Genomic DNA, 21378 nt, shown 5'->3' with positions numbered 1-21378 from the left:
CATAGTCGCCGCCGGGGCGATCGTTCTGCGAGATCCATCACATTTAATACTTTTGCTCTTTTTTAGGGCTTTTGCTCAGTTAACGCTTCAGGGGCAAGACGCGATAAACTGGCGTATCGGAGTTTGACGGAACAAGGCGATGAGCAGAGAAGAGAAGAAGCAGGAGCTGGCGGCGCGGGCAGCGTGGATGTATTACGTGGCGGGCGTCACGCAGCAGGAGATTGCGCGCGCGCTGGGCTTATCGCGGCAGGTGGCGCAGCGGCTGGTCTCCAGCGCGCGTGAAATGGGCATGGTCAGCGTGAAGATCGACCATCCGGTCACGCACTGCCTGCATCTGGCGCGCGAGATCGAACAAAAGTTTGGCCTGACGCTGTGCCGCGTGGTGCCGTCAGCCGGGCTGGATGATGAGGCGATTCAGCAAATGCTGGCGGTGGAAGGCGCGGCGGTGATGGCGCAGTTTATCAACGAAGAGACGCCGCAGGTGTTTGGCATCGGTTCCGGCAAAACGCTGCGCTCAATGATTGATGCGCTGCCGTGGGTTGAACGGCCACAGCATCAGTGTGTGTCGATGATCGGCGCGATTGCGCGTGACGATTCCGGTACCCGCTACGACGTACCGCTGAAAATGGCGGAGAAGATGCAGGGCAAATATTTCTTCATTCCGGCGCCGCTGTATGCTGACACGCCGCAGGATAAGACGATGTGGGTGCAGCATCAGGTCTATCAGCGCGTCACCCAGCGTGCGCTACAGGCGAACGTGGCGTTTGTCGGCATTGGCGAAGTAATGCCGGGCTGCCCGCTCAATGCCGAAGGCTTTATCACCGATGCGCAGGTAGAAGCGCTCAACGCGCGCGGCGTGGTAGGTGAAATGCTGGGGCATTTTTTCAATCGGCAGGGAGAGCGGGTGTACGGCGAAACCGATGAGCTGCTGACCAGCGTGCTGCTGGAGAGCCAGACGCAGCGCAATATCATCGGCTTTGCCGGCAGCGCGCGCAAATACGCAGCGATTCACGCCGCGCTGCACGGCGGCTGGATCTCCGGGCTGGTGACGGATGAAGACACCGCGCTGAAACTGCTGAATGATTAATTAAAAATTTCTGTGATTCGTCGCGGCGCGCTGTATCGCGTGGATTTGTCCGCCGCATCGCCGGGAAACGCGCAGTACATTGCGCCGCTACGGTTCAGAAACCTATTTCAACGATCCCTTCAAAAACTGCTGCAGGCGCGGGCTTTTCGGGTTGCCGAACAGTTCGTCTGGCGCGCCCTGCTCTTCGATTTTGCCCTGATGCAGGAAAATCACGTGGTTGGATACGTGACGGGCGAACTCCATCTCGTGCGTTACTACCACCATGGTTTTGCCCTCTTCGGCCAGCTTCTGCATGATGCGCAGCACTTCGCCTACCAGCTCCGGATCGAGCGCCGAGGTCGGTTCGTCAAACAGCAACACTTCCGGCTCCATCGCCAGCGCGCGGGCAATCGAGACACGCTGCTGCTGGCCGCCTGACAGATGCACCGGGTATTTGGCACGCGCGCGCGCATCAATACCGACTTTATCGAGGTATTTAATTGCCCGCTCACGCGCTTCGGCTTTGCTCAGCCCCAGCACCTGAATCGGTGCTTCAGTGACGTTATCCAGCACCGTCATGTGGCTCCACAAATTAAAGTGCTGGAACACCATGGTCAGCCGGGTACGCAGCGAACGCAGCTGCTCCTTGTTGGCCACTTTCAGCTGGCCATCGGTGTCGCGCACCAGGTTTATCGCCTCGTTGTTAACCGCGATGGTGCCTTCACTCGGCTTTTCGAGGAAGTTGATGCAGCGTAAAAAGGTACTTTTCCCGGAACCGGACGAGCCAATAATGCTGATCACATCGCCGGCGTTGGCCTGCAGCGACACGCCCTTCAGAACTTCATGTTCACCGTAACGCTTATGCAGTTCGGTAACGCTTAATTTATTTTCAGCCATAGTCATACTCAGTGCGACGAAGAGGGTTTCACATGCGCGAGGAAGCGGCGCTCCGCAAGGCGGAACAGGCTAATCAGCACGTAAGAGATAATCAGGTACAGCACCGCAGCGATGCCGAACGCGGTGAACGGCTGATAGGTCGCCGAGTTGATATCGCGCGCGATTTTTAGCAAATCCGGCACGGTGGCGGTGAACGCCAGCGCGGTGGAGTGCAGCATCAGAATCACTTCATTGCTGTAGGCGGGCAGCGCGGTGCGCAGCGCCGACGGCAGAATGATGCAGCGGTAAAGTTTAAACGGCGAGAAACCATAGGCGCGCGCGGCTTCGATTTCACCGTGTGGCACGGCGCGAATGGCACCGGCAAAAATCTCGGTGGTATAAGCACAGGTGTTCAGGGTAAATGCCAGCAGCGTACAGTTCAGGCCGCTGCGGAAGAAGGCGTTCAGCAGCTCGGAGCCTTTCACCACCTCCAGCGTGTACATGCCGGAATAGAACACCAGCAGCTGCACATACAGCGGCGTGCCGCGAAACACATAGGTAAACAGCCACACCGGCGTGGAGATATAGCGATTTGGCGACACGCGCGCGATGGCCAGCAGCACCGCAAGGCTGCCGCCAATTACCACGGAAAGAATCAGCAGCCACAGCGTGATGGCCACGCCGGTAAAACGGTAACCGTCGGTCCAGAGCAGTTGTTTCCAGTACTCCTGAATAATCTCGATCATAACTCTGCCCTTTTCACCCCTACCGAGTAGCGGCGTTCAAGCCACCACAGCACGCCGTTGGACAGCGTGGTAAACACCAGATAAATCACCCCGGCAACAATCGCGAAGTAGAACGGTTGCCAGGTACTTTTGCCAGCCAGCTGCGTGGCTTTTACCACATCTTCAAGGCCGAGCAGCGACACCAGCGCGGTGGCTTTGAGGATCACCTGCCAGTTGTTGCCGATGCCGGGCAGCGCAAAGCGCATCATCGCCGGGAACAGAATGCGACGGAAAGTTTGCGAGCCGGTAAAGCCGAAGGCGGTGGCGGCTTCAATCTGCCCTTTCGGCACCGCGAGAAACGCGCCACGGAAGGTTTCAGTGAAGTAAGCACCGTAGATGAAGCCGAGCGTAATAATACCGGCCACCATCGGGTCGATATCAAACTGCGCCATGCCGAGCGCATCGGTTACGGCGTTGAGGGCAATCTGCAGACCGTAAAAGATCAGCAGCATCAGCACCAGGTCGGGCACGCCACGGATGAGCGTGGTGTAGCCTTCAAAAATCATCGCCAGCGGGCGATTGCGGGAGAGTTTGGCGCCGGCCCCTATCAGGCCCAGCACCACGGCCAGTACCACCGAGCTGAGCGCCAGCTCAAGGGTCACCAGCGTGCCTTTGAGAATTACTTCAGAATAGCCATAAAACATGGGTTCGATCCTGTCGTGAGGGAAATAAACAAACGCTGTCCAACAACACACGGACAGTCCTGACCAGGATGTGAATCACGGAAGGATGGTGGCAAGCGTATGAACTCCGGGAGTTTACATAAGTAAGCGCCCGGAGTGAATAGTTATGACCCACGTTAGCGTGACTCAATACACCCGTTCAGGAACAGGAGTCTTAATCGCCGTAAACGTTGAAATCAAAGTACTTCTTCGCAATCTTGTCGTAGGTACCGTCTTTGCGCATGTCGTTAAAGGCTTTGTCAATGGCAGCTTTCAGATCGGCGTCATCTTTACGCAGGCCCATACCGGTGCCGACGCCAAAGATTTTGTCATCTTTCACCGCAGGACCGGCGAACGCGTAGTTTTTCCCGACCGGCTGCTTAAGGAAGCCTTCGCTCGCCTGCACTTCATCCTGGAACGCCGCATCAATACGGCCAGCGTTCAGGTCCTGATACACCAGATCCTGGTTGGCATACGGCGTGACGGTCACCCCTTTTGGACGCCAGTATTCATTGGCGTAGGTTTCCTGCGTGGTGCCCTGCAGCAGGCCGATGTTCTTGCCCTTCAGCGACTCAATGGTCGGCTGCAGTTTAGACCCCTTCGGCGCCACTAAACGCGCGTTCGCTGCATACAGTTTTTCCGAGAAGGCGATCTCTTCCTGACGTTTCTCGGTGATCGAGAGTGAAGAGATGATGGCGTCGATCTTCTTCGCTTTCAGCGACGGGATCAGCGCATCGAAATCACTTTCCACATAAGTACATTTGGTCTTGATACGCTTACAGATCTCGTTGGCCAGGTCGATATCAAAGCCAACCAGCTGGCCCTGCGCGTTCTTGGACTCAAACGGCGGGTAAGTTGGATCGGTCCCGATGCGCAGCGACTGCGGTACCGCTGCGAACACGCTCGCAGCGCCGGACATAGCCAGCATCAGAGAAAGAGCCAGAACTCGCTTTTTCATAGGTAACCCTCAAGTGAAGTGCTTATTGTTATGTGGTGCGTGATGTGTTTGCGCTGAATGTTTTGCAGGTTTCATGCCAGTTGTGCAAATCGGCGAAACTGTGCGCAGGCGCACTAAATACCGCGTCCATCTGGGACGCAAGCACTTAGTTTGTGAGGGAAATATAACAGCGGTGTGAGGAAGAAAAAGTGAGATTGTTAACTTTTGGTGCACAAGATGCACGAACAGTGATCGGCCCCGCGCTTTTGCACGCATTCAGTGCATTATTGCACCATCATGCACCCTGCCAGCGGGTAAACAGATCTTCCGGCAGCTCGATATCAAACTGATCCAGCACGCGGTTGACCGTCTGATCAATCAAATCGTCGATGCGCTGCGGGCGGTGATAAAACGCCGGCACCGGCGGCATAATCAGCGCGCCGAGTTCGGCGGCCGTGGTCATCATGCGCAGATGACCGAGATGCAGCGGGGTTTCCCGCACGCACAGCACCAGCCGGCGCTGCTCTTTCAGCACCACGTCGGCGGCGCGCGTCAGCAGACTGTCGCTGTAGCTGTGCACAATGCCCGACAGGGTTTTCATGGAACACGGCAGAATTGCCATACCCAGCGTCTTGAACGAGCCGGACGAGATGCTGGCGGCGATATCGCGCACATCGTGCACCACATCGGCCAGCGCCTGCACGTCACGCAGGCTGTAATCGGTCTCCAGCGCCAGCGTTTGCCGCGCCGCCGGGCTCATCACCAGATGGGTTTCCACTTCGGCTAACGGTTGCAGCACCTGCAGCATACGCACGCCGTAGATCGCGCCGCTGGCGCCGGAAATACCAATGATGAGTCGTTTCATAATTCAGCCCTGCTGCAAAAGAGTGCGCCAATAATAGCCGCTCCGCCGCCATAAATACAAAAACAAACAGGGCGGGATTGCGCCCGCCCTGTTTCGTCTGCCTGAGACTGACCTTAACCTTCGTTATGCAGTTCCAGGTTCTCCACTTCGTTCTGACGCGCAATCGCTTTGGCATCGTCGTTACGCAGCGACTGCAGATATTCCAGATACTGCAGGTCAACGTCTTTGGTGACGTAGATGCCGTTGAACACTGAGCATTCGAACTGGGCAATATCCGGGTTCTCTTCACGCACCGCGTCGATCAGATCCTGCAGATCCTGGAAAATCAGCGCATCGGCTTTAATCAGCTGACGAATCTCTTCCACTTCACGGCCGTGCGCAATCAGCTCGGTAGCGCTCGGCATATCGATGCCGTAGACGTTAGGGAAGCGAATCTCCGGTGCCGCCGACGCCAGATAGACGCGCTTCGCGCCCGCTTCACGCGCCATCTCGATAATCTGCTCAGAGGTGGTGCCGCGCACAATCGAGTCATCCACCAGCAGCACGTTTTTATCGCGGAACTCAGCGCGGTTGGCGTTGAGCTTACGGCGTACCGCACTGCGGCGCAGCTGCTGGCCCGGCATGATAAAGGTACGGCCCACGTAGCGGTTTTTCACAAAACCCTGGCGGTACGGCTTATCAAGAATACGGGCGATCTCGAGCGCGGTATCGGTCGAGGTTTCCGGAATCGGGATCACCACGTCAATATCAAGATCTTCCCACTCGCGGGCAATTTTCTCGCCCAGCTTGGTGCCCATGCGCACGCGTGCGCTGTAGACGGAGATCTTGTCGAGGAACGAGTCCGGACGCGCAAAGTAAACGTACTCGAACAGGCACGGATTGCTTTTCGGATTCTCTGCGCACTGGCGCGTCGAGAGCTGACCCTGCTCGGTGATGTACACCGCTTCGCCTGGCGCAACGTCACGAATAAATTCGAAGCCGAGCGTATCCAGCGCCACGCTCTCTGAGGCCACCATGTATTCGGTGCGGCCATCGGCCAGCTCACGCTTGCCCAGTACCAGCGGACGGATACCGTTAGGATCGCGGAACGCAACCATGCCGTGACCGATAATCATCGCCACCACGGCGTAAGCGCCGCGCACCTGCTGATGCACCGCCGCCACGGCAGCAAAAATGTTGTCAGCTTCCAGCGGATAGTGCTGAAAGCGATCCAGCTCCTGAGCAAAGATGTTGAGCAGGATTTCGGAATCTGAGGTGGTATTCACATGACGGCGACCGACTTCGAACAGCTGCTTGCGCAGTTCATGGGCGTTGGTCAGGTTACCGTTGTGAGCCAGCGTGATGCCGTACGGCGAGTTCACGTAGAAGGGCTGCGCTTCAGAGGCGCTGGAGCTGCCGGCAGTCGGATAACGCACGTGGCCGATACCCATATTTCCCTGCAAACGCTGCATGTGGCGCGCTTCAAACACGTCGCTGACCAGGCCATTGGCCTTACGCAGACGGAAGCAGTTCAGCGCATCGATGGTACAAATGCCGGCGGCATCCTGCCCGCGGTGCTGCAGCACCGTTAACGCGTCATAGATCGACTGGTTTACTGGCATAAAACCGGTGATACCAACAATACCGCACATGTTGTCATTTCCTCATTAGCCGCACTCCCGGTGTTACCGGGGTAAAAAACTCGACGTGCTTTTCAGGTAATCGAAAAACCACCTGATGATGTAACTGAACTGGGGAATGAGTTGAGACTGTTGCCAGTCCGGACTTTTTGAAAAGCCGGTGAATGTATCAAGGAAGAAGAGAATGGCGGATACAATCAGCACGCCACGCAACGCCCCGAAACAGACCCCCAACACCCTGTCGGTTCCCGACAAGCCGGTTTTCTCAACCAGCGAGCCGATCACATAGTTCACGATGGCACCCACAATCAGGGTGGCAACGAATAACACCGCGATGGCGATGCCGTTGCGAACCAGTTCGTCGTCAAAACCTGTAAACCAGACTGCAAGGTAGGCGTAGTAATGACTGGCGACAAAAAACGCGCATCCCCAGGTAACAAGAGATAAGGCTTCCCGGACAAACCCGCGAATCAGGCTGACCAGAGCCGAAAAACCAACTACCGCAATAATGACGTAATCAATCCAGATCATGAACGCTTCCAGTACAGTGCATTTGCACCCCTGCATCCAGTTCGGGGCGCATTCTAACAGAAAAAGAAAACGTTTGCGTAGGGTTTTCCGGTTCTGTCCCGAGAAAAAGGGCGATGAAAAAAACTTTCCTCGCCCTTGTTGATGTCAGCCATTTAACCTGCTGATATTGCATAAATTTTCAGTAACGCTTCGCTAAAAAACACGCCAAAAGCCGCGCCTGTTTCTGCTATCGGCGCGGCTTATCAGTTGATCAGCGTGTGCTGTACGGCTTCACAACACCGCCGAGGCCGGAGATGCCTTTCAGCTCACCGAGTGCGCCCTGCAGTTTCGCTTTGGACGCATCCGGCCCCACGTAAATGCGAGTGATCTGCCCCTGCACCGGCGTCGACGGCACGGTAAAGGCACGATAGCCGGAGAGCCGCAGCTGCGCCACGATCTCATTCACTTTGGCGGCGTTCTTCAGGGCACCAAGCTGCACCACATACGCCTGTCCTGCTGGTGCGACCGGCTCGCTCTGCTTCGGCGTTTCCGCCGCTTTGGGCTGCTCTGTGGCTTTGGGCTGTTCTGTCGCTTTCGGTTGTTCTGCCGGCTTCGGTTTCGGCTGCTCCACCGGTTTAGGCTTCGGCTGCTCGACCGGCTTCGGCTTCACCTGCTCTGCCGGTTTCTGCTGCTGGTGCACCGGCGGCGGTGTCACGACGCTGGGCTGGCTGTTTTGCGCTGGCTGCGTGCTGCCGCTGGCGGCACTGCTCTGCGTTGCGCTGCTGGCGGGCGCCTGCTGCGCCGCGCTCGCGCCTTCCGGCGGCTGCGACGGCAGCGGCTGCGTCACCGGCGGCACCATTTCGCTGTCCTGCTGATCGTCAGGCTTTGGCACCAGCGGAATCGCCGCGAACTCCTCTTTATAATGCTTTTTCTTACCATCCAGCAGACCCGGTAACACGATGACGCCAATCGCCACCAGAATCACCGTACCCACTAAACGATTCTGAAACTTACTTGCCACTGCCGTTCTCCGCTGCCATCGATTGCATTACCTGCGCCACGGTGTGGAACGAGCCGCACACCAGAATCACATCGTCGGGCTGAGCCTGCTGCCGCGCCGCCTGCCACGCGGCTTCAACGCTCTGCCAGGCGCTGCCGCCCTGCAGATGCGCCATCAGCTCATCAGCGGACGCGCCGCGCGGGCCGTCGAGCGGCGCGCAGTACCAGCGGTTGACCTGCGGTGCCAGCGCGGCCAGCGTCCCGGCGATATCCTTGTCGTGCAGCATGCCAACCACCGCATGCACCGTGCCGTGTGCCGGCAGCTCAGCGAGACGTGAAGCCAGATAATAAGCCGCATGCGGATTGTGTGCCACATCAAGGATCACGCGCGGCGCGGTGCTGACCGTCTGGAAACGTCCCGGCAGAATCGCCAGCGGCAGATGCTGACGAATCAGCGCCTCGCTCACCGTCAGGCCGGAAGCGCGCAGCGCCGCAATGGCGGTGGCCGCGTTAGGGAGCGGCACCTGGGGCAGCGGCAGATCGCGCAGTTCACCCTGGGCATCCTGCAGCGTCCAAGTGTCGCCCTCGCGCTGCCACTGCCAGTCGCGGTTAATTTGTAACAGCTGCGCACCCTTCTCCGCGGCCACCTGGGCAATGGTGTCGGGCATATCGGCCTCGCCGACCACCGCCGGTTTACCGCCGCGGAATACGCCGGCCTTCTCGCGGCCGATGCTGGCGCGATCCGGCCCCAGCCAGTCGGTGTGGTCCAGCGCAATGCTGGTGATCACCGCCACGTCGGCGTCGACAATGTTTGTCGCATCCAGCCGGCCACCCAGCCCCACTTCCAGAATCACGACATCCAGCTGCGCTTCACGGAACAGATTGAGCGCGGACAGCGTGCCAAACTCAAAGTAGGTGAGCGAAATATCGCCGCGTCCGGCCTCAATGGCGGCAAAGCTGGCGCTGTGCCGGGCTTCATCCAGCTCAGCGCCCTGCACGCGCACGCGTTCGGTGTAACGCACCAGATGCGGCGAGCTGTAGACGCCAACGCGATAGCCTGCGGCCATCAGCAGGGTTTCCAGCGTACGGCAGGTGGTGCCTTTGCCGTTGGTGCCGGCGACGGTGAAGACAAACGGAGCGGGTTTTAGCAGGTCGAGGCGTGCGGCGACGCGCTGAATACGGTCCAGGCCCAGATCGATAGCCTGAGAATGCAGATGCTCAAGATAATGAAGCCACGTGGCCAGAGGCGACGTGGCTTGCGGGAGGTGAAGAGTGTCCATGTGCCCTGTTAGCTCTTTACGATGTGGTGCATGAATAAAAAGGCGCATCACTCTGCGCCTTTCGGTTGCCTGTCAGGCTTCGTTGCTCTCCGGCTCAGCCGCAGTCGGGCGATCACCATCCTGCAGCGGTGCCGGCAGGTTCATCATTTTCGCCAGCAGGCTGGCCAGCTTAAAGCGCATTTCCGGACGACGGATGATCATGTCGATCGCGCCTTTTTCGATCAGGAACTCACTGCGCTGGAAGCCCGGCGGCAGCTTTTCACGTACCGTCTGTTCAATTACGCGTGGGCCGGCAAAGCCGATCAGCGCTTTTGGCTCAGCGACGTTCAAATCGCCCAGCATCGCGAAGCTGGCGGAGACGCCACCCATGGTCGGGTCGGTCAGTACCGAAATATACGGCAGACCGCGCTCCTGCATTTTTGCCAGCGCCGCACTGGTTTTCGCCATCTGCATCAGCGACTGCAGCGCTTCCTGCATACGCGCACCACCAGAGGCGGAGAAGCAGATCAGCGGGCAGTTGTCTTCCAGCGCCTGCTCAACCGCACGCACGAAACGGGCGCCGACCACCGAGCCCATTGAGCCGCCCATAAAGGAGAACTCAAACGCGGCAGCCACCACCGGCATACCGTGCAGCTGGCCTTTCATTACCACCAGCGCATCTTTCTCGCCGGTCTCTTTCTGTGCCGCAACCAGACGATCTTTGTACTTCTTCGAGTCGCGGAACTTGAGCAGGTCTTTCGGTTCCAGCTCGCTACCCAGCTCTGTCATCGAACCTTCATCCATCAGGCTATGCAGACGCTCGCGCGCGTGCATACGCATGTGGTGGTCGCACTTCGGGCAGACTTCAAGGTTGCGCTCCAGCTCGGCGCGGTACAGCACCTGACCACAGCTATCGCATTTGGTCCACACCCCTTCCGGGATGCTGGCTTTGCGCGAAGGCGTGGTAGTGCTTTTATTCAGTATGCGTTCAATCCAGCTCATTGATGACCTTTCTGTTTAATGCTGACCTGGTCCAGTCTTGTCGTTACTGCTGAAATCACCTTCAGCAGGCCGTAAATGTCGCTCATTAAACCACAACCCGTTCACGCTGTGGATAAAAATCTGGTAACAGGCTTACTGCGACTTGTGCTGACGCGCCTGGCGGCGGTGACGCCACACTTCAATCACGCCTGGCAGTACCGAGACAATGATGATGCCGACAATCAGCAACTTAAGGTTTTCCTGCACCACCGGCAGGTCACCAAACAGGTAACCGGCATAGGAGAATAGCAGGACCCACAGCAGCGCGCCTGTCACGTTAAAGAGCGCGAAGTGGCGATAAGACATGTGTCCCATTCCCGCCACAAAGGGGGCAAAGGTTCGCACGATTGGCACAAAGCGCGCAAGTATAATGGTTTTGCCGCCGTGGCGATCGTAAAACGCGTGGGTTTTGTCGAGGTAGCTGCGGCGGAAAATTTTCGAGTTCGGGTTACTGAACAGCTTCTCGCCAAACAGCCGGCCAATGGTGTAGTTAACCGCGTCGCCGAGGATCGCGGCAATCACCAGCAGCGTCACCATCAGGTGCACGTTGAGGTCGTTGCCCGGCAGCGCCGCCAGCGCACCGGCGACGAACAGCAGCGAATCACCCGGCAGGAACGGCGTAACCACCAGCCCGGTTTCACAGAACAGAATCAGGAACAAAATGGCGTAAATCCAGATGCCGTACTGCGCCACCAGCTCGGCCAGATGCACGTCAATGTGCAGAATGAAATCGACGATAAAGTGGATAAACTCCATAACAGCTAACTCCCTGACACTTTCCGATTAAAATGAATCCGCGAGGAACAACGGTCCCAGCGCAGGCTGAGGTAACGCAAACTGAGCAGGGTAATCCACCGCCACCAGATACAGCCCTTCGGCTTTCGCCGTTGCCGCCGCCAGCGTACGATCTTTTGCCGCCAGCAGCGTGGCCATCCACGTTTCCGGCTGATTGCCGCAGCCAATCTCCAGCAGACTGCCGACGATATTGCGTACCATGTGATGCACAAAGGCGTTGGCTTTGATATCGACAATCACGTACGGCCCCAGGCGCGTGACGTTGAGATGCATCACGTTGCGCCACGGCGTGCGCGACTGGCACTGCACTGCACGGAACGAGGTAAAATCGTTCTCACCCAGTAAAGCCTGGGCGGCGCGGTGCATTTTTTCCGCATCCAGCGGATGGTAAAAATGGGTAATGCCGTTGCCGAGAATCGCCGGGCGCAGCCGCTGGTTGTAAATCACGTAGCGATAACGGCGCGCGGTGGCGCTGAAGCGCGCATGAAAGCTTTCCGGCACCGCTTTCACCCAGCGCACCGCAATATCGTCTGGCAGGTTGGCGTTCACGCCCAGCGTCCAGGCGCTGTCGGCACGCGAGGAGGTGGTCTCAAAATGCACCACCTGGCCGGTGCCGTGCACGCCCGCGTCGGTGCGTCCGGCGCAGAACACGTTCACCGGGTGATTGGCCACTTTCGCCAGCGCTTTTTCCAGCTTTTCCTGCACGCTGCGTACTTCATTCTGGCGCTGCCAGCCGTAGTAACGGCTGCCGTCATACTCAATGCCGAGCGCCAGCTTAAACGGGGTCGCGTCTTCCAGCATTAATACAGATACTCCTGCACCAGCTTCTCTGCAGTTTTCACCGCCATCAGCGCGCCGCCGAAGCGGATGTTGTCGGCCACCGACCAGAACTGCAGCAGCTCCGGGATGCCGTAGTCGTTGCGCACGCTGCCGATGCTCAGGGCTTCATTGCCGGAGGCGTCGCTGACCGGCGTCGGGTAATCACCGTCGTCGCTCAGGCTGATATCGTCGGCGCGCGCCAGTTCGTCACGCGCTTCCTCCGCCGACAGCGGCCGCAGGTTTTCGATATAGACGATCTGCGCGTTGCCGTAGAACACCGGCGCCTGCACGCTGCTCACCGCAATCGGTAATCCTTCGTCCTGCAGCACTTTACGCACCTGATCGACCAGCCGGCGCTCGCTCGCCACGCTGCCGGCACTGTCCGCCTGCTGCGGCAGCAGGTTGAACGCCAGCTGGCGGCCAAAATAGTGCTCATCGGCCGGTACGCCGTTCAGCAGCCGCGCGCTTTCACCGGCCAGGCCGTCTACCGCCGCTTTGCCGTGGCTGGAGACCGACACCAGGTTGGTCACCTGCAGACGGCCTAAACCGGCGGTATCCACCAGCGGTTTGATGGCGCTTAACAGCTGGCTCACCAGCGCATCGGCCACGGTAATGATGTTGCGATTGCGGTAATCCGCCAGCACCTGTGGATTGACATCCGGCACCACCAGCGGCACGTCCGGCTCCAGCGCGAACAGGTCGCTGCTGTCGATTACCAGGCAACCCTGGCTGGCGGCTTCTTCAGCATAACGCGCCGACGCCTCGCGACCGGCGGTAAAGAACGCCAGCTGCGCCTGCGACCAGCCAAATTCCGCCGCATCCTGCACGCGCAGCGAGCGACCGTCAAAGCGCACGCTTTCGCCGGCGCTGTTTTCACTCGCCAGCAGATATAACTCACCAACCGGGAACTGGCGTTCCGCCAGCAGTTCCAGTACAGCGTTCCCTACTGCGCCTGTCGCGCCCAGTAGCGCAATATTCCAGCCGTCAGACATGTTGGTTTACTCCAGACAATGACATAAAAAAGAGAGGCGATGACATGCATCGCCCATTAATTCAGAAAAATCAGAGATTAGTGATTCGCCCGCAGCGTGGCGCTGAAGCCAAGCTGATTGAGCAGCGCCGCGCTCTCCGCCTCATCACAGATCACCTGCAGCGAAGACCACTCGCGGCGCTCGACATACTGCTTGCGCAGGCGATCAAATTCGCCCGGCTGCGCGGCCACTTTGCGCAGTGGCGCATCGTCGCGGCGCACATCATACACCAGATGCACCAGGCGTTTCAGTGTCGGCTGATCGAGCTTGCCGTGCAGCGTAAGGGTGCCAAACTCGGGGCGCGGCAGCAGCGTGTCCAGCGCCACCTGCTGCGGCTGACCGATAAACGCGCTCCACGCCTCAAATACCTGAGTGGTGCCGCGCGCCTTCCCTTCAAGGGTATAACCGGCGATATGCGCGGTGGCGATATCGACCTTGTCCAGCAGATCGAGGTTGAGATCCGGCTCCGGTTCCCACACGTCCAGCACCACGCTGAGATCGTTACGCAGCCGGAGCACCTCCAGCAGCGCGGCGTTATCCACCACCGGACCCCGGCAGGCATTGATCAGAATGGTGTTGGGGCGCAGCGCCATCAGCAGTGCGGCATCTGCCAGATGCCAGCTTTTATAGCGCCCATCTTTAAACAGCGGCGTGTGAAAGGTCAGGATATCGGCCTGCGCCACCAGCGCGTCGAGCGAGTGAAAATCTTCGTCATCGCCGCGATCGGCGCGCGGCGGATCGCACAGCAGGGTTTTTACTCCCCACGCGGCGAGGCGTTTAGCCAGCCGTCCGCCCACGTTACCGACGCCGACGATGCCCACGGTGCGATCGCGCAGATCAAAGCCGTCGCGTTCGGCCAGCAGCAGCAGCGCGGAGAACACGTACTCCACCACCGCAATCGCGTTACAGCCCGGCGCGGCCGAGAAGCCGATCCCGGCCGCCGCCAGCGAGGCATCATCGACATGATCGGTGCCGGCAGTGGCGGTGCCGACAAACTTCACCGGCGTGCCGGCCAGCAGCGCGGCATCCACTTTGGTGACGGAGCGCACCATCAGCGCGCTGGCATCCTGCAGTTCGGCTGCCGGCAGCGGGCGGCCCGGCACCGCCACCACCTCTCCGGTGCGGCTGAACAGTTCACGGGCGTAAGGCATATTTTCATCGACGAGAATTTTCACGGCGGCGGTCCTGTCTGCTTGAAATAAACGGGGCATATCATGGCACAAAGCCGGGGATTAACCTAACCGACTGCGATAGCGATCCGGCGTGGTGCCGGCCTGCTGCTGAAACATCACGATCAGCGCGGAGGCGGAGCTGTAGCCCAGCTCGTGGGCGATGCCCTGCACGCTGCAGCCCTGCTCCAGCAGCGCAATTGCGCGCAAAAAGCGTAAACGCTGGCGCCACTCGCTGAATGACATCTGCAACTGCTGCTGACAGCGCCGCGCCAGCGTACGCTCGGTGGTAAACACGCGCTTCGCCCATTGTGCCAGCGTGGTGTTATCACCCGGATTCTCTTCCAGCGCGCGCAAAATCGGCGCGAGGAATTTATCGTCGGACATCGGCAGATAGCTGGTGTTCACCGGCGCGAGACGCAGCCGATCAATCAGCACTTCGCACAGCCGCCAGTCGGCGTCGCTCTGCGGCTGCTCCAGCACGCGGCGGGCAAAATCATTCATGATGGCGTGCACGATGGCGTCCACGCTCAGCAGGCAGGCTTTCTCCGGCATGCCGGCGCATAAATCAGCGGCAAGGTTGAAGGTGCGAAACTGCGCCTGACAGTGGTTGTAGCTGCTGTGGCGCTGGCCCGGCGGGATCCAGATCGGCATTTCGGCCGGCGTCAGCAGCCGCTCGCCCTCCACTTCCATCTCCAGCACGTGGCTGGTGACGAATATCGCCTGGCCCCAGTCGTGCTGGTGCGGCAGGTATTCAGTTTTGGCGTTGGTTTGCTCATAGCGCATGAAAAAACGCAGCAGCGGCGCGTCGCGCGGTGGCTGATACTCAACCTGAAGATTCATTCTGTCCGGTCACTAACGAATTTTGTCCGATTTTAACTATCTGCTTTAAACCGGTCAAACGTAAGCTAGTCGCGATTTACATTTGGAGCCGTACTATGAACTTATTGTTACCGCTGGTGGCGGTGCTGATTTGGTCGATCAACACCATCGTCAGCAAGCTGTCTGCCGGCAGCATCGATCCTGCTGCCATCTCTTTTTACCGCTGGCTGCTGGCGCTGCTGGTGCTCACGCCGTTCTGCCTGCCGGGCGTATGGCGCCATCGTCACACCATCAAAACCCAGCTGTGGCGCTTGCTGGTGCTGGGCCTGCTCGGCATGGTGCTGTACCAGAGCCTCGCCTATTATGCGGCACACAGCGTTTCGGCGGTGATGATGGGGATTCTCGGCGCCACCATTCCGCTGCTGACCATCCTGCTCAGCCTGGTGGTACTGCGCCTTGCGCCGACGCGCGGCATCCTGATTGGCGGCCTGCTGTCGTTTGCCGGGCTGGTGTGGCTGGTGAGCGCCGGCAACCCGGCGCAGCTGCTGAGTCAGCGCCTCGGCAACGGCGAGCTGATGATGCTGGCAGCCTCAACCTCCTACGCGCTGTACGGCGTACTGACGAAGCGCTGGGCAATCCCGCTGCCGACGTGGCAAAGCCTGTACGTGCAAATTTTCTTCGGCGTGCTGTTGCTGCTGCCCGGCTTCTGGCACGCGCCGGAGGTGGCGCTGAATGCCGACAATATTCCGCTGGTGCTGTTCGCCGGGCTGTTTGCCTCGATTGTAGCGCCGTTCCTGTGGATCCTCGGCGTGCAGCGCCTCGGCGCCAGCACCACCAGTATTTTCATGAACGTGGTGCCGGTGTTTACCGCCCTCATTGCCGTGCTGTTCCTGCACGAACAGTTGCATGCTTATCACTGGATTGGCGGCGGTCTGACGCTGGTCGGGGTGATCCTGGCGCAGCGGCTGAAAACCCCGCTGCGTAAAGCGCGCGCGATGACTCCACCGATCAGCGAAAGCTAACCGTCACCCGCAGGCCGCCCAGCTGCGGGCTGCGGTCCAGCTGCAGCTGCGCGCCGTGCCAGGCGCAGATATCCTGCACCAGCGCCAGTCCGATGCCCGCGCCGGGCTGGCTGGCGTGATCGAGCCGGCCAAACGGCTGCAGCGCCTGCCGCTGCTGATCCGCCGCGATGCCCGGCCCGCTGTCTTCAATCTCCAGCACCTTTTGCCGCAGCCGCGCGGTCACCGTACCGCCGTGTGGCGTGTATTTGATGGCGTTGTCCAGCAGATTGGCGCACAGCTCGGCCAGCAACAGCGCATCGCCCTGCACCTGGCTCGCCGCCTGCTCTTCAAAGCCCAGGTCGATCTGTTTACGCCGCGCCGCCGCATAACCGCTAAAACAGGCCTGCTGCACGATGTCGCTCAGGTTGACCTCACTGAAAGGCTTGTCTTCGCCGTGACGCGCCCTGATTTGCGCCAGCTGTAGCAGGCGATCGGTGAGCTGAACGGTGTCGTCCAGCGTGTGGCGCATGCCCTGCAGGCTTTCGCGCCACTGCTGCGGGTCGTCGCTGCTGAGCGCGACGCCAACCTGGGTTTTCAGGATGGTGAGCGGCGTGCGCAGCTGGTGCGACACATCGGCGCTAAAGCGTTCCTGCCGCGCCAGAAGCCCGCGCAGCCGCTCCAGATGGCGGTTGAAGGCGACGATCAGCGGCTGCAGTTCGGACCACGGCAGCAGCGACGGCAGCGGCGTCAGTTCGCCCGGCGCGCGGCGCAGCATCATGCGTGACAGCCGGCGCAGCGGGCGCAGCACTTTCCGCAGCAGCAGCCCGGCCAGCAGCAGCGTGATCAGCACCAGAAAACTCTGGCTGATCAGCGCAGTGCGCAGCAGACTGTCGGCAAAGGCGTGGCGTGAGTTAAGCGTTTCCGCCACCAGCACCAGCGCCATGCCCTGCACGCCTTCCTCGTTCACCGGCTGCCACAGCGCGGCCACGCGAATCGGCTGCTTGCGGTAGTGCGCATCGTAGAAATGCACCAGCGCCGGATAGACATCGGACAGCGGCGCGTTGCCCGGCACCAGCGGTAAATCGGGATAGCCGGACAGCGTGTGCCCTTCAGGCGAAATCACCTGGTAGAACAGCTGGTCGTTCATGTTGCGCTCAAAGCTGTCCAGCACCACCCACGGCACATCCACCTCCAGCCGCTGATGACGTACCACCAGCCGCTCGGCCACGGTGCGCGCCGAGGCCAGCAGCGAGCGATCGTAGGCCTGATTTGCCGCCTGCAGCGCGCTCTGATAGTGGGTGTAGACCGATAATCCCCACAGCAGCAGCAGCGGCACCCCCAGCCATGCCAGCAATTCGCCGCGCAGCGAGTGAATCAGTCGCACGGCTGAACCTCGAGGCTATAACCGAGGCCGCGCAGCGTGATGATCGCCACGTCGCTGCCCGCCAGCTTTTTGCGTACCCGATGCACATACAGCTCAATGCTCTCCGGGCTGGCCTCATCCGCCAGCGTGAAGGTCTGCTCGTACAGATGCTGGCGCGACACCGGCCGCCCCGGACGCTGCATCAGCGTCGATAGCACGCTGGCCTCGCGCGGCGTCAGCGGCAGCGGTTTGTGATTCAGCAGGAAATAGCCTTCCGCATCGCGCTCCAGCTGGCCGAGGCTTTGCGTCTGCGTTGCCTGCCCCTGGCTGCGGCGCAGCAGCGCGCGCAGCCGCGCGTCCAGCTCGTCCAGCTCAAACGGTTTAGTGAGGTAATCATCGGCGCCGGCATTCAGTCCCTGCACGCGCTGCTGCAGCGCGCTTTGTGCGGTGAGCAGCAGCACCGGCACGTGTTGCCCGCGCCGGCGCAGGCGCGCCAGAACCGCCAGGCCATCGAGCCGCGGCAGCGACACGTCCAGCACTACCAGCGCATAGTCTTCGCTTTGCAGCACATGGTCCGCCGCCACCCCGTCGGCCACCCAGTCCACGGCGAAGCCTTTTTGCGTCAGCGCTTTCTGCAGCCAGTTGGCCAGCTCCACGGTATCTTCCACCAGTAAGAGACGCATATCACATCCTGTTAGTTTTGCCGATGGCTGAAAGGTAAATGAAAGGTTGCTGTTTTAACAATTCAGCAACCCCGAATGTTCGGTGGCAATCACACTCTGGAAGAAACAATGGAGCGACAGATGAAAAAAACAATGCGCACCGCCTTTGCCACAACCCTGCTGGCTTTTTCCCTCGCGGCGGCTCAGGCCGCAGCACCCGAGCGGACCGAATGTATCGCCCCGGCCAAACCCGGCGGCGGTTTTGATCTGACCTGTAAACTGATCCAGGTTTCCTTGCAGGAAACCGGGCAGATCACCACGCCGATGCGCGTAACCTACATGCCCGGTGGCGTCGGTGCCGTGGCTTACAACGCCATCATTGCGCAGCGGCCCGCCGAAGCAGGCACGCTGGTGGCCTTCTCCGGCGGGTCGCTGCTGAACCTGTCGCAGGGCAAGTTTGGCCGTTACTCGGTGGATGACGTGAAGTGGCTGGCGGCCGTCGGCACCGACTACGGCATGGTGGCGGTGCGTGCCGATGCACCGTGGAAAACGCTGGGCGAGTTGCTGGCGGCGATGAAGAACGATCCGACCAAAGTGGTGGTTGGTGCCGGCGCCTCCATCGGCAGCCAGGACTGGATGAAAACGGCGCTGCTGGCGCGGGAAGCCGGTATCGATCCGCGCAAAATGCGCTATGTGGCGTTCGAAGGCGGCGGCGAACCGGTCACCGCGCTGCTTGGCAATCACATCCAGGTGGTATCAGGCGACATGAGCGAAATGGTGCCCCATCTGCAAAGCGGCAAGATGCGCGTGCTCGCCGTGATGAGCGATAAACGTTTGCCGGGCGAACTGGCTGACATCCCGACCGCCAAAGAGCAGGGCTTTAACGTCGAGTGGCCGATCATTCGCGGCTATTACCTCGGCCCTAAAGTCAGCGACGCCGATTATCAGTGGTGGGAACAGGCGTTTAAAAAACTGGTCACCACCAAAGAGTTTCAGCAGCAGCGCGATCTGCGCGGTCTGTTTGAGTTCAACCTGTTCGGGAGCGAGCTGGACGCTTACGTGAAAAAACAGGTGGCTGACTATCGCGAACAGGCGAAATCCTTCGGCCTGGCGAAATAACGGAGGCGCACATGAGCGATCGTATTTTTGCTGCCATCTGGCTGGTGCTGTGCCTGGCCGGACTGTTTATCGGCTGGCAGATTCAGAGCGAGTACAGCTACGAGCCGGTTGGCCCGCGCCCTTTCCCGCTGCTGCTGCTCGGGCTGATGGCGATCTGCGCAGTGATGATGCTGCTGCGTAAGCCGGACAGCGTGCAGTGGCCGGTGGCCTCAACGCTGAAAAAGCTGCTGGCGCTGTGCGTGATGCTAATCGTCTACGGCTGGCTGTTTGAGCGTCTTGGTTTTGCCCTGTGTACCACGCTGCTGACCTTTGGCATCGGCATGCTGTTTGGTGCGCGCTGGTGGGCGGCGGCGCTCTCCGGCGCGGTAATGGGCATTTCACTGTTCTACGCCTTCGATCATCTGCTGGATGTCACCCTGCCCTTCGGCAGCTGGCTGAGCTAACGGGAGTCACTTATGGATACCTGGTCTTTTCTGATGCAGGGCTTTGCCGTCGCCATGACGCCGGAAAACCTGATGATTGCCCTGATAGGCTGCTTTATCGGCACCATCGTCGGCCTGTTGCCGGGGCTGGGGCCGATTAACGGCGTCGCGATTCTGATGCCGCTGGCGTTTGCGCTGCACTTACCGGCGGAATCCGCGCTGATCCTGCTGGCAACGGTGTATATCGGCTGCGAATATGGCGGGCGCATCTCGTCGATTCTGCTCAACGTGCCGGGGGATGCCGGGGCGATCATGACGGCGCTGGATGGCTATCCGATGGCGCAGCAGGGCAAAGCCGGTGTGGCGCTGTCGATCTCGGCGGTCAGCTCGTTTATCGGCTCGACCATTGCCATCATCGGCATCATTCTGTTTGCGCCAATCCTCGCCAACTGGTCGCTGGCGTTTGGTCCGGCAGAGTATTTCGCGCTGATGGTGTTCGCCATTGCCTGCCTCGGCAGCATGATGAGCCACAACCCGCTGAAGTCGTTTCTTGCTGCACTGATTGGCCTCGGCATGGCGACGGTGGGCGTTGATGCGAATACCGGCGTTTATCGCTTTACCTTTGACAGCGTGCATCTCTCGGACGGCATCCAGTTTGTGGTGGTGGTCATCGGCCTGTTCTCGGTGAGCGAAATTCTGCTGATGCTGGAGTCCACCAGCAGCGGCCAGAAGATGGTGCGCGCCAGCGGCCGCATGCTGTTCAACATGAAAGAGGCGGCACAGGCCACCGGCGCAACGCTGCGCGCCTCGTTCATTGGCTTCTTTGTCGGCGTGCTGCCAGGGGCCGGCGCCACCATCGCCAGCGCCATTGCCTATATGAGTGAGAAGAAAATCAGCGGCAGCGATCAGTTTGGCAAGGGTGACATTCGCGGCGTGGCCGCGCCGGAAGCGGCGAACAACGCCTCAGCCTGCGGATCGTTTATCCCGATGCTGACGCTGGGCATTCCCGGCTCCGGCACCACGGCGGTGATGGTCGGCGCGCTGACGCTGTATAACATCACGCCCGGTCCGGCAATGTTTACCGAGCAGCCGGACATCGTCTGGGGGCTGATCGCCGCGCTGCTGATCGGTAACGTGATGCTGCTGATCATGAACATCCCGATGATCAACATCTTTGCGCGCATGCTGACCATTCCGCTGTGGTTCCTGGTACCGGCAATTGCCGCGATTTCGGCGGTGGGCGTGTATGCGGTGCACAGCACTACGTTTGACCTGCTGCTGATGGTCGGGCTGGGTATTTTCGGCTATATCCTGCGTAAGATGGATTTCCCGATGTCGCCGCTGATTCTCGGCTTTGTGCTGGGCGAAATGCTGGAGCAGAACCTGCGCCGCGCGCTGTCAATCAGCAACGGCAACCTGCCAATTCTGTGGGAAAGCCTGATCTGTAAAGTGCTGCTGGTGCTGGCTGTCGCCGTGCTGGTGGTGCCGCCGCTGTGGAAGCGCTGGCGTCGCAAGCGCATGAAGCTGGCCGCCGCCGAATAAATCCGTGTCTTATT

Annotated in this window: 22 protein-coding genes; 5 read left to right on the top strand and 17 right to left on the bottom strand. The window is 59.9% G+C overall.

The annotated features are described in order from the left end of the window. Window positions 1-139: 139 nt before the first annotated feature. Window positions 140-1087 (top strand): sugar-binding transcriptional regulator, encoded by a 948-nt coding sequence (locus E7738_RS01670; protein WP_282996024.1) that lies wholly within the window; start codon window positions 140-142, stop codon window positions 1085-1087. A gap of 102 nt (window positions 1088-1189) precedes the next feature. Here the strand turns inward: E7738_RS01670 and hisP are convergent, their stop codons facing one another. From hisP to E7738_RS01595, 15 genes are all read right to left on the bottom strand, one after another. Next, window positions 1190-1963, bottom strand: a complete 774-nt coding sequence (hisP, locus tag E7738_RS01665; protein ID WP_058769896.1) for a histidine ABC transporter ATP-binding protein HisP — start codon at window positions 1961-1963, stop codon at window positions 1190-1192. Window positions 1964-1971: 8 nt separating this feature from the next. Continuing rightward, window positions 1972-2688, bottom strand: a complete 717-nt coding sequence (locus E7738_RS01660) for an ABC transporter permease (protein WP_021509186.1) — start codon at window positions 2686-2688, stop codon at window positions 1972-1974. Further along, window positions 2685-3371 (bottom strand): histidine ABC transporter permease HisQ, encoded by a 687-nt coding sequence (locus E7738_RS01655; RefSeq protein WP_282996022.1) that lies wholly within the window; start codon window positions 3369-3371, stop codon window positions 2685-2687. The genes E7738_RS01660 and E7738_RS01655 overlap by 4 nt, the downstream gene beginning before the upstream one ends. Window positions 3372-3564: 193 nt before the next feature. Beyond that, complete coding sequence (gene argT, locus E7738_RS01650) at window positions 3565-4347, bottom strand: lysine/arginine/ornithine ABC transporter substrate-binding protein ArgT (protein WP_031280032.1); 783 nt, start codon at window positions 4345-4347, stop codon at window positions 3565-3567. A gap of 274 nt (window positions 4348-4621) precedes the next feature. Beyond that, window positions 4622-5191, bottom strand: coding sequence for a UbiX family flavin prenyltransferase (locus tag E7738_RS01645; RefSeq protein ID WP_058769895.1), 570 nt, complete (start codon window positions 5189-5191; stop codon window positions 4622-4624). A 113-nt stretch (window positions 5192-5304) separates the two neighbouring features. Further along, window positions 5305-6822, bottom strand: a complete 1518-nt coding sequence (gene purF, locus E7738_RS01640; protein WP_021509182.1) for an amidophosphoribosyltransferase — start codon at window positions 6820-6822, stop codon at window positions 5305-5307. A gap of 33 nt (window positions 6823-6855) precedes the next feature. Next, complete coding sequence (gene cvpA / locus E7738_RS01635; protein ID WP_021509181.1) at window positions 6856-7341, bottom strand: colicin V production protein; 486 nt, start codon at window positions 7339-7341, stop codon at window positions 6856-6858. A 250-nt stretch (window positions 7342-7591) separates the two neighbouring features. Further along, window positions 7592-8341 (bottom strand): cell division protein DedD, encoded by a 750-nt coding sequence (dedD, locus tag E7738_RS01630; RefSeq protein WP_325923928.1) that lies wholly within the window; start codon window positions 8339-8341, stop codon window positions 7592-7594. Continuing rightward, window positions 8331-9599 carry a bifunctional tetrahydrofolate synthase/dihydrofolate synthase gene (gene folC / locus E7738_RS01625; RefSeq protein WP_215800803.1) on the bottom strand — a complete coding sequence of 423 codons (1269 nt, stop codon included), beginning with the start codon at window positions 9597-9599 and terminating at the stop codon, window positions 8331-8333. Before folC ends, dedD begins: the two co-directional genes overlap by 11 nt. A 72-nt stretch (window positions 9600-9671) precedes the next feature. After that, complete coding sequence (accD, locus tag E7738_RS01620; RefSeq protein WP_021509178.1) at window positions 9672-10580, bottom strand: acetyl-CoA carboxylase, carboxyltransferase subunit beta; 909 nt, start codon at window positions 10578-10580, stop codon at window positions 9672-9674. A gap of 132 nt (window positions 10581-10712) precedes the next feature. Then, the gene (locus E7738_RS01615; protein WP_010617492.1) at window positions 10713-11375 is read right to left on the bottom strand and encodes a DedA family protein; all 663 of its coding nucleotides are present in this window, start codon (window positions 11373-11375) and stop codon (window positions 10713-10715) included. A 27-nt stretch (window positions 11376-11402) separates the two neighbouring features. Then, the gene (truA, locus tag E7738_RS01610) at window positions 11403-12215 is read right to left on the bottom strand and encodes a tRNA pseudouridine(38-40) synthase TruA (RefSeq protein ID WP_058758421.1); all 813 of its coding nucleotides are present in this window, start codon (window positions 12213-12215) and stop codon (window positions 11403-11405) included. Continuing rightward, window positions 12215-13225 carry an aspartate-semialdehyde dehydrogenase gene (locus E7738_RS01605; protein ID WP_394516029.1) on the bottom strand — a complete coding sequence of 337 codons (1011 nt, stop codon included), beginning with the start codon at window positions 13223-13225 and terminating at the stop codon, window positions 12215-12217. Before E7738_RS01605 ends, truA begins: the two co-directional genes overlap by 1 nt. A gap of 77 nt (window positions 13226-13302) precedes the next feature. Next, window positions 13303-14439 (bottom strand): 4-phosphoerythronate dehydrogenase PdxB, encoded by a 1137-nt coding sequence (pdxB, locus tag E7738_RS01600; protein WP_394516028.1) that lies wholly within the window; start codon window positions 14437-14439, stop codon window positions 13303-13305. Window positions 14440-14496: 57 nt separating this feature from the next. Next, entirely contained in the window at window positions 14497-15276 is a 780-nt protein-coding gene (locus tag E7738_RS01595) for an AraC family transcriptional regulator (protein ID WP_394516027.1), read from the bottom strand. A gap of 95 nt (window positions 15277-15371) precedes the next feature. Here E7738_RS01595 and E7738_RS01590 point away from each other — a divergent pair, with 95 nt between their 5' ends. After that, the gene (locus E7738_RS01590; RefSeq protein ID WP_088517062.1) at window positions 15372-16277 is read left to right on the top strand and encodes a DMT family transporter; all 906 of its coding nucleotides are present in this window, start codon (window positions 15372-15374) and stop codon (window positions 16275-16277) included. Here E7738_RS01590 and E7738_RS01585 read toward each other — a convergent pair. Both E7738_RS01585 and tctD read right to left on the bottom strand, forming a co-directional pair. Continuing rightward, entirely contained in the window at window positions 16264-17640 is a 1377-nt protein-coding gene (locus tag E7738_RS01585; RefSeq protein ID WP_394516026.1) for a sensor histidine kinase, read from the bottom strand. The genes E7738_RS01590 and E7738_RS01585 overlap by 14 nt on opposite strands. Then, a complete protein-coding gene (gene tctD, locus E7738_RS01580; protein ID WP_394516025.1) occupies window positions 17631-18302 on the bottom strand; it encodes a transcriptional regulator TctD in 672 nt (223 codons plus the stop codon). Before tctD ends, E7738_RS01585 begins: the two co-directional genes overlap by 10 nt. 132 nt (window positions 18303-18434) lie before the next feature. On the opposite strand from tctD, the gene E7738_RS01575 reads away from it, so the two are divergent. Genes E7738_RS01575 through E7738_RS01565 form a run of 3 tightly spaced genes read left to right on the top strand, consistent with a single transcriptional unit; the run spans window position 18435 to window position 21364 of the window. Next, window positions 18435-19400 (top strand): tripartite tricarboxylate transporter substrate binding protein, encoded by a 966-nt coding sequence (locus E7738_RS01575; RefSeq protein ID WP_241492952.1) that lies wholly within the window; start codon window positions 18435-18437, stop codon window positions 19398-19400. Between the two features lie 11 nt (window positions 19401-19411). Continuing rightward, window positions 19412-19843, top strand: a complete 432-nt coding sequence (locus E7738_RS01570; protein ID WP_222986394.1) for a tripartite tricarboxylate transporter TctB family protein — start codon at window positions 19412-19414, stop codon at window positions 19841-19843. 12 nt (window positions 19844-19855) lie between these two features. After that, window positions 19856-21364: a tripartite tricarboxylate transporter permease gene (locus E7738_RS01565; protein WP_058775828.1), complete on the top strand. Its 1509-nt coding sequence runs from the start codon at window positions 19856-19858 to the stop codon at window positions 21362-21364. Window positions 21365-21378 lie beyond the last annotated feature (14 nt).

The sequence above is a fragment of the Pantoea sp. SGAir0430 genome, from assembly GCF_043549295.1.
The sequence above is the reverse complement of the archived record's forward strand: the minus strand, read 5'-3'. Positions and strand labels throughout refer to the sequence as shown.

Bases quoted from the DNA above. Each gene is read 5' to 3' on its own strand.
- E7738_RS01605 (WP_394516029.1), bottom strand. From the start codon at position 13,225: ATGTCTGACGGCTGGAATATTGCGCTACTGGGCGCGACAGGCGCAGTA.
- purF (WP_021509182.1), bottom strand. From the start codon at position 6,822: ATGTGCGGTATTGTTGGTATCACCGGTTTTATGCCAGTAAACCAGTCG.
- E7738_RS01615 (WP_010617492.1), bottom strand. From the start codon at position 11,375: ATGGAGTTTATCCACTTTATCGTCGATTTCATTCTGCACATTGACGTG.
- E7738_RS01575 (WP_241492952.1), top strand. From the start codon at position 18,435: ATGCGCACCGCCTTTGCCACAACCCTGCTGGCTTTTTCCCTCGCGGCG.
- E7738_RS01570 (WP_222986394.1), top strand. From the start codon at position 19,412: ATGAGCGATCGTATTTTTGCTGCCATCTGGCTGGTGCTGTGCCTGGCC.
- folC (WP_215800803.1), bottom strand. From the start codon at position 9,599: ATGGACACTCTTCACCTCCCGCAAGCCACGTCGCCTCTGGCCACGTGG.
- accD (WP_021509178.1), bottom strand. From the start codon at position 10,580: ATGAGCTGGATTGAACGCATACTGAATAAAAGCACTACCACGCCTTCG.
- cvpA (WP_021509181.1), bottom strand. From the start codon at position 7,341: ATGATCTGGATTGATTACGTCATTATTGCGGTAGTTGGTTTTTCGGCT.
- tctD (WP_394516025.1), bottom strand. From the start codon at position 18,302: ATGCGTCTCTTACTGGTGGAAGATACCGTGGAGCTGGCCAACTGGCTG.
- hisP (WP_058769896.1), bottom strand. From the start codon at position 1,963: ATGGCTGAAAATAAATTAAGCGTTACCGAACTGCATAAGCGTTACGGT.
- E7738_RS01655 (WP_282996022.1), bottom strand. From the start codon at position 3,371: ATGTTTTATGGCTATTCTGAAGTAATTCTCAAAGGCACGCTGGTGACC.
- truA (WP_058758421.1), bottom strand. From the start codon at position 12,215: ATGCTGGAAGACGCGACCCCGTTTAAGCTGGCGCTCGGCATTGAGTAT.
- E7738_RS01660 (WP_021509186.1), bottom strand. From the start codon at position 2,688: ATGATCGAGATTATTCAGGAGTACTGGAAACAACTGCTCTGGACCGAC.
- E7738_RS01670 (WP_282996024.1), top strand. From the start codon at position 140: ATGAGCAGAGAAGAGAAGAAGCAGGAGCTGGCGGCGCGGGCAGCGTGG.
- E7738_RS01590 (WP_088517062.1), top strand. From the start codon at position 15,372: ATGAACTTATTGTTACCGCTGGTGGCGGTGCTGATTTGGTCGATCAAC.
- E7738_RS01645 (WP_058769895.1), bottom strand. From the start codon at position 5,191: ATGAAACGACTCATCATTGGTATTTCCGGCGCCAGCGGCGCGATCTAC.
- E7738_RS01565 (WP_058775828.1), top strand. From the start codon at position 19,856: ATGGATACCTGGTCTTTTCTGATGCAGGGCTTTGCCGTCGCCATGACG.
- argT (WP_031280032.1), bottom strand. From the start codon at position 4,347: ATGAAAAAGCGAGTTCTGGCTCTTTCTCTGATGCTGGCTATGTCCGGC.
- E7738_RS01595 (WP_394516027.1), bottom strand. From the start codon at position 15,276: ATGAATCTTCAGGTTGAGTATCAGCCACCGCGCGACGCGCCGCTGCTG.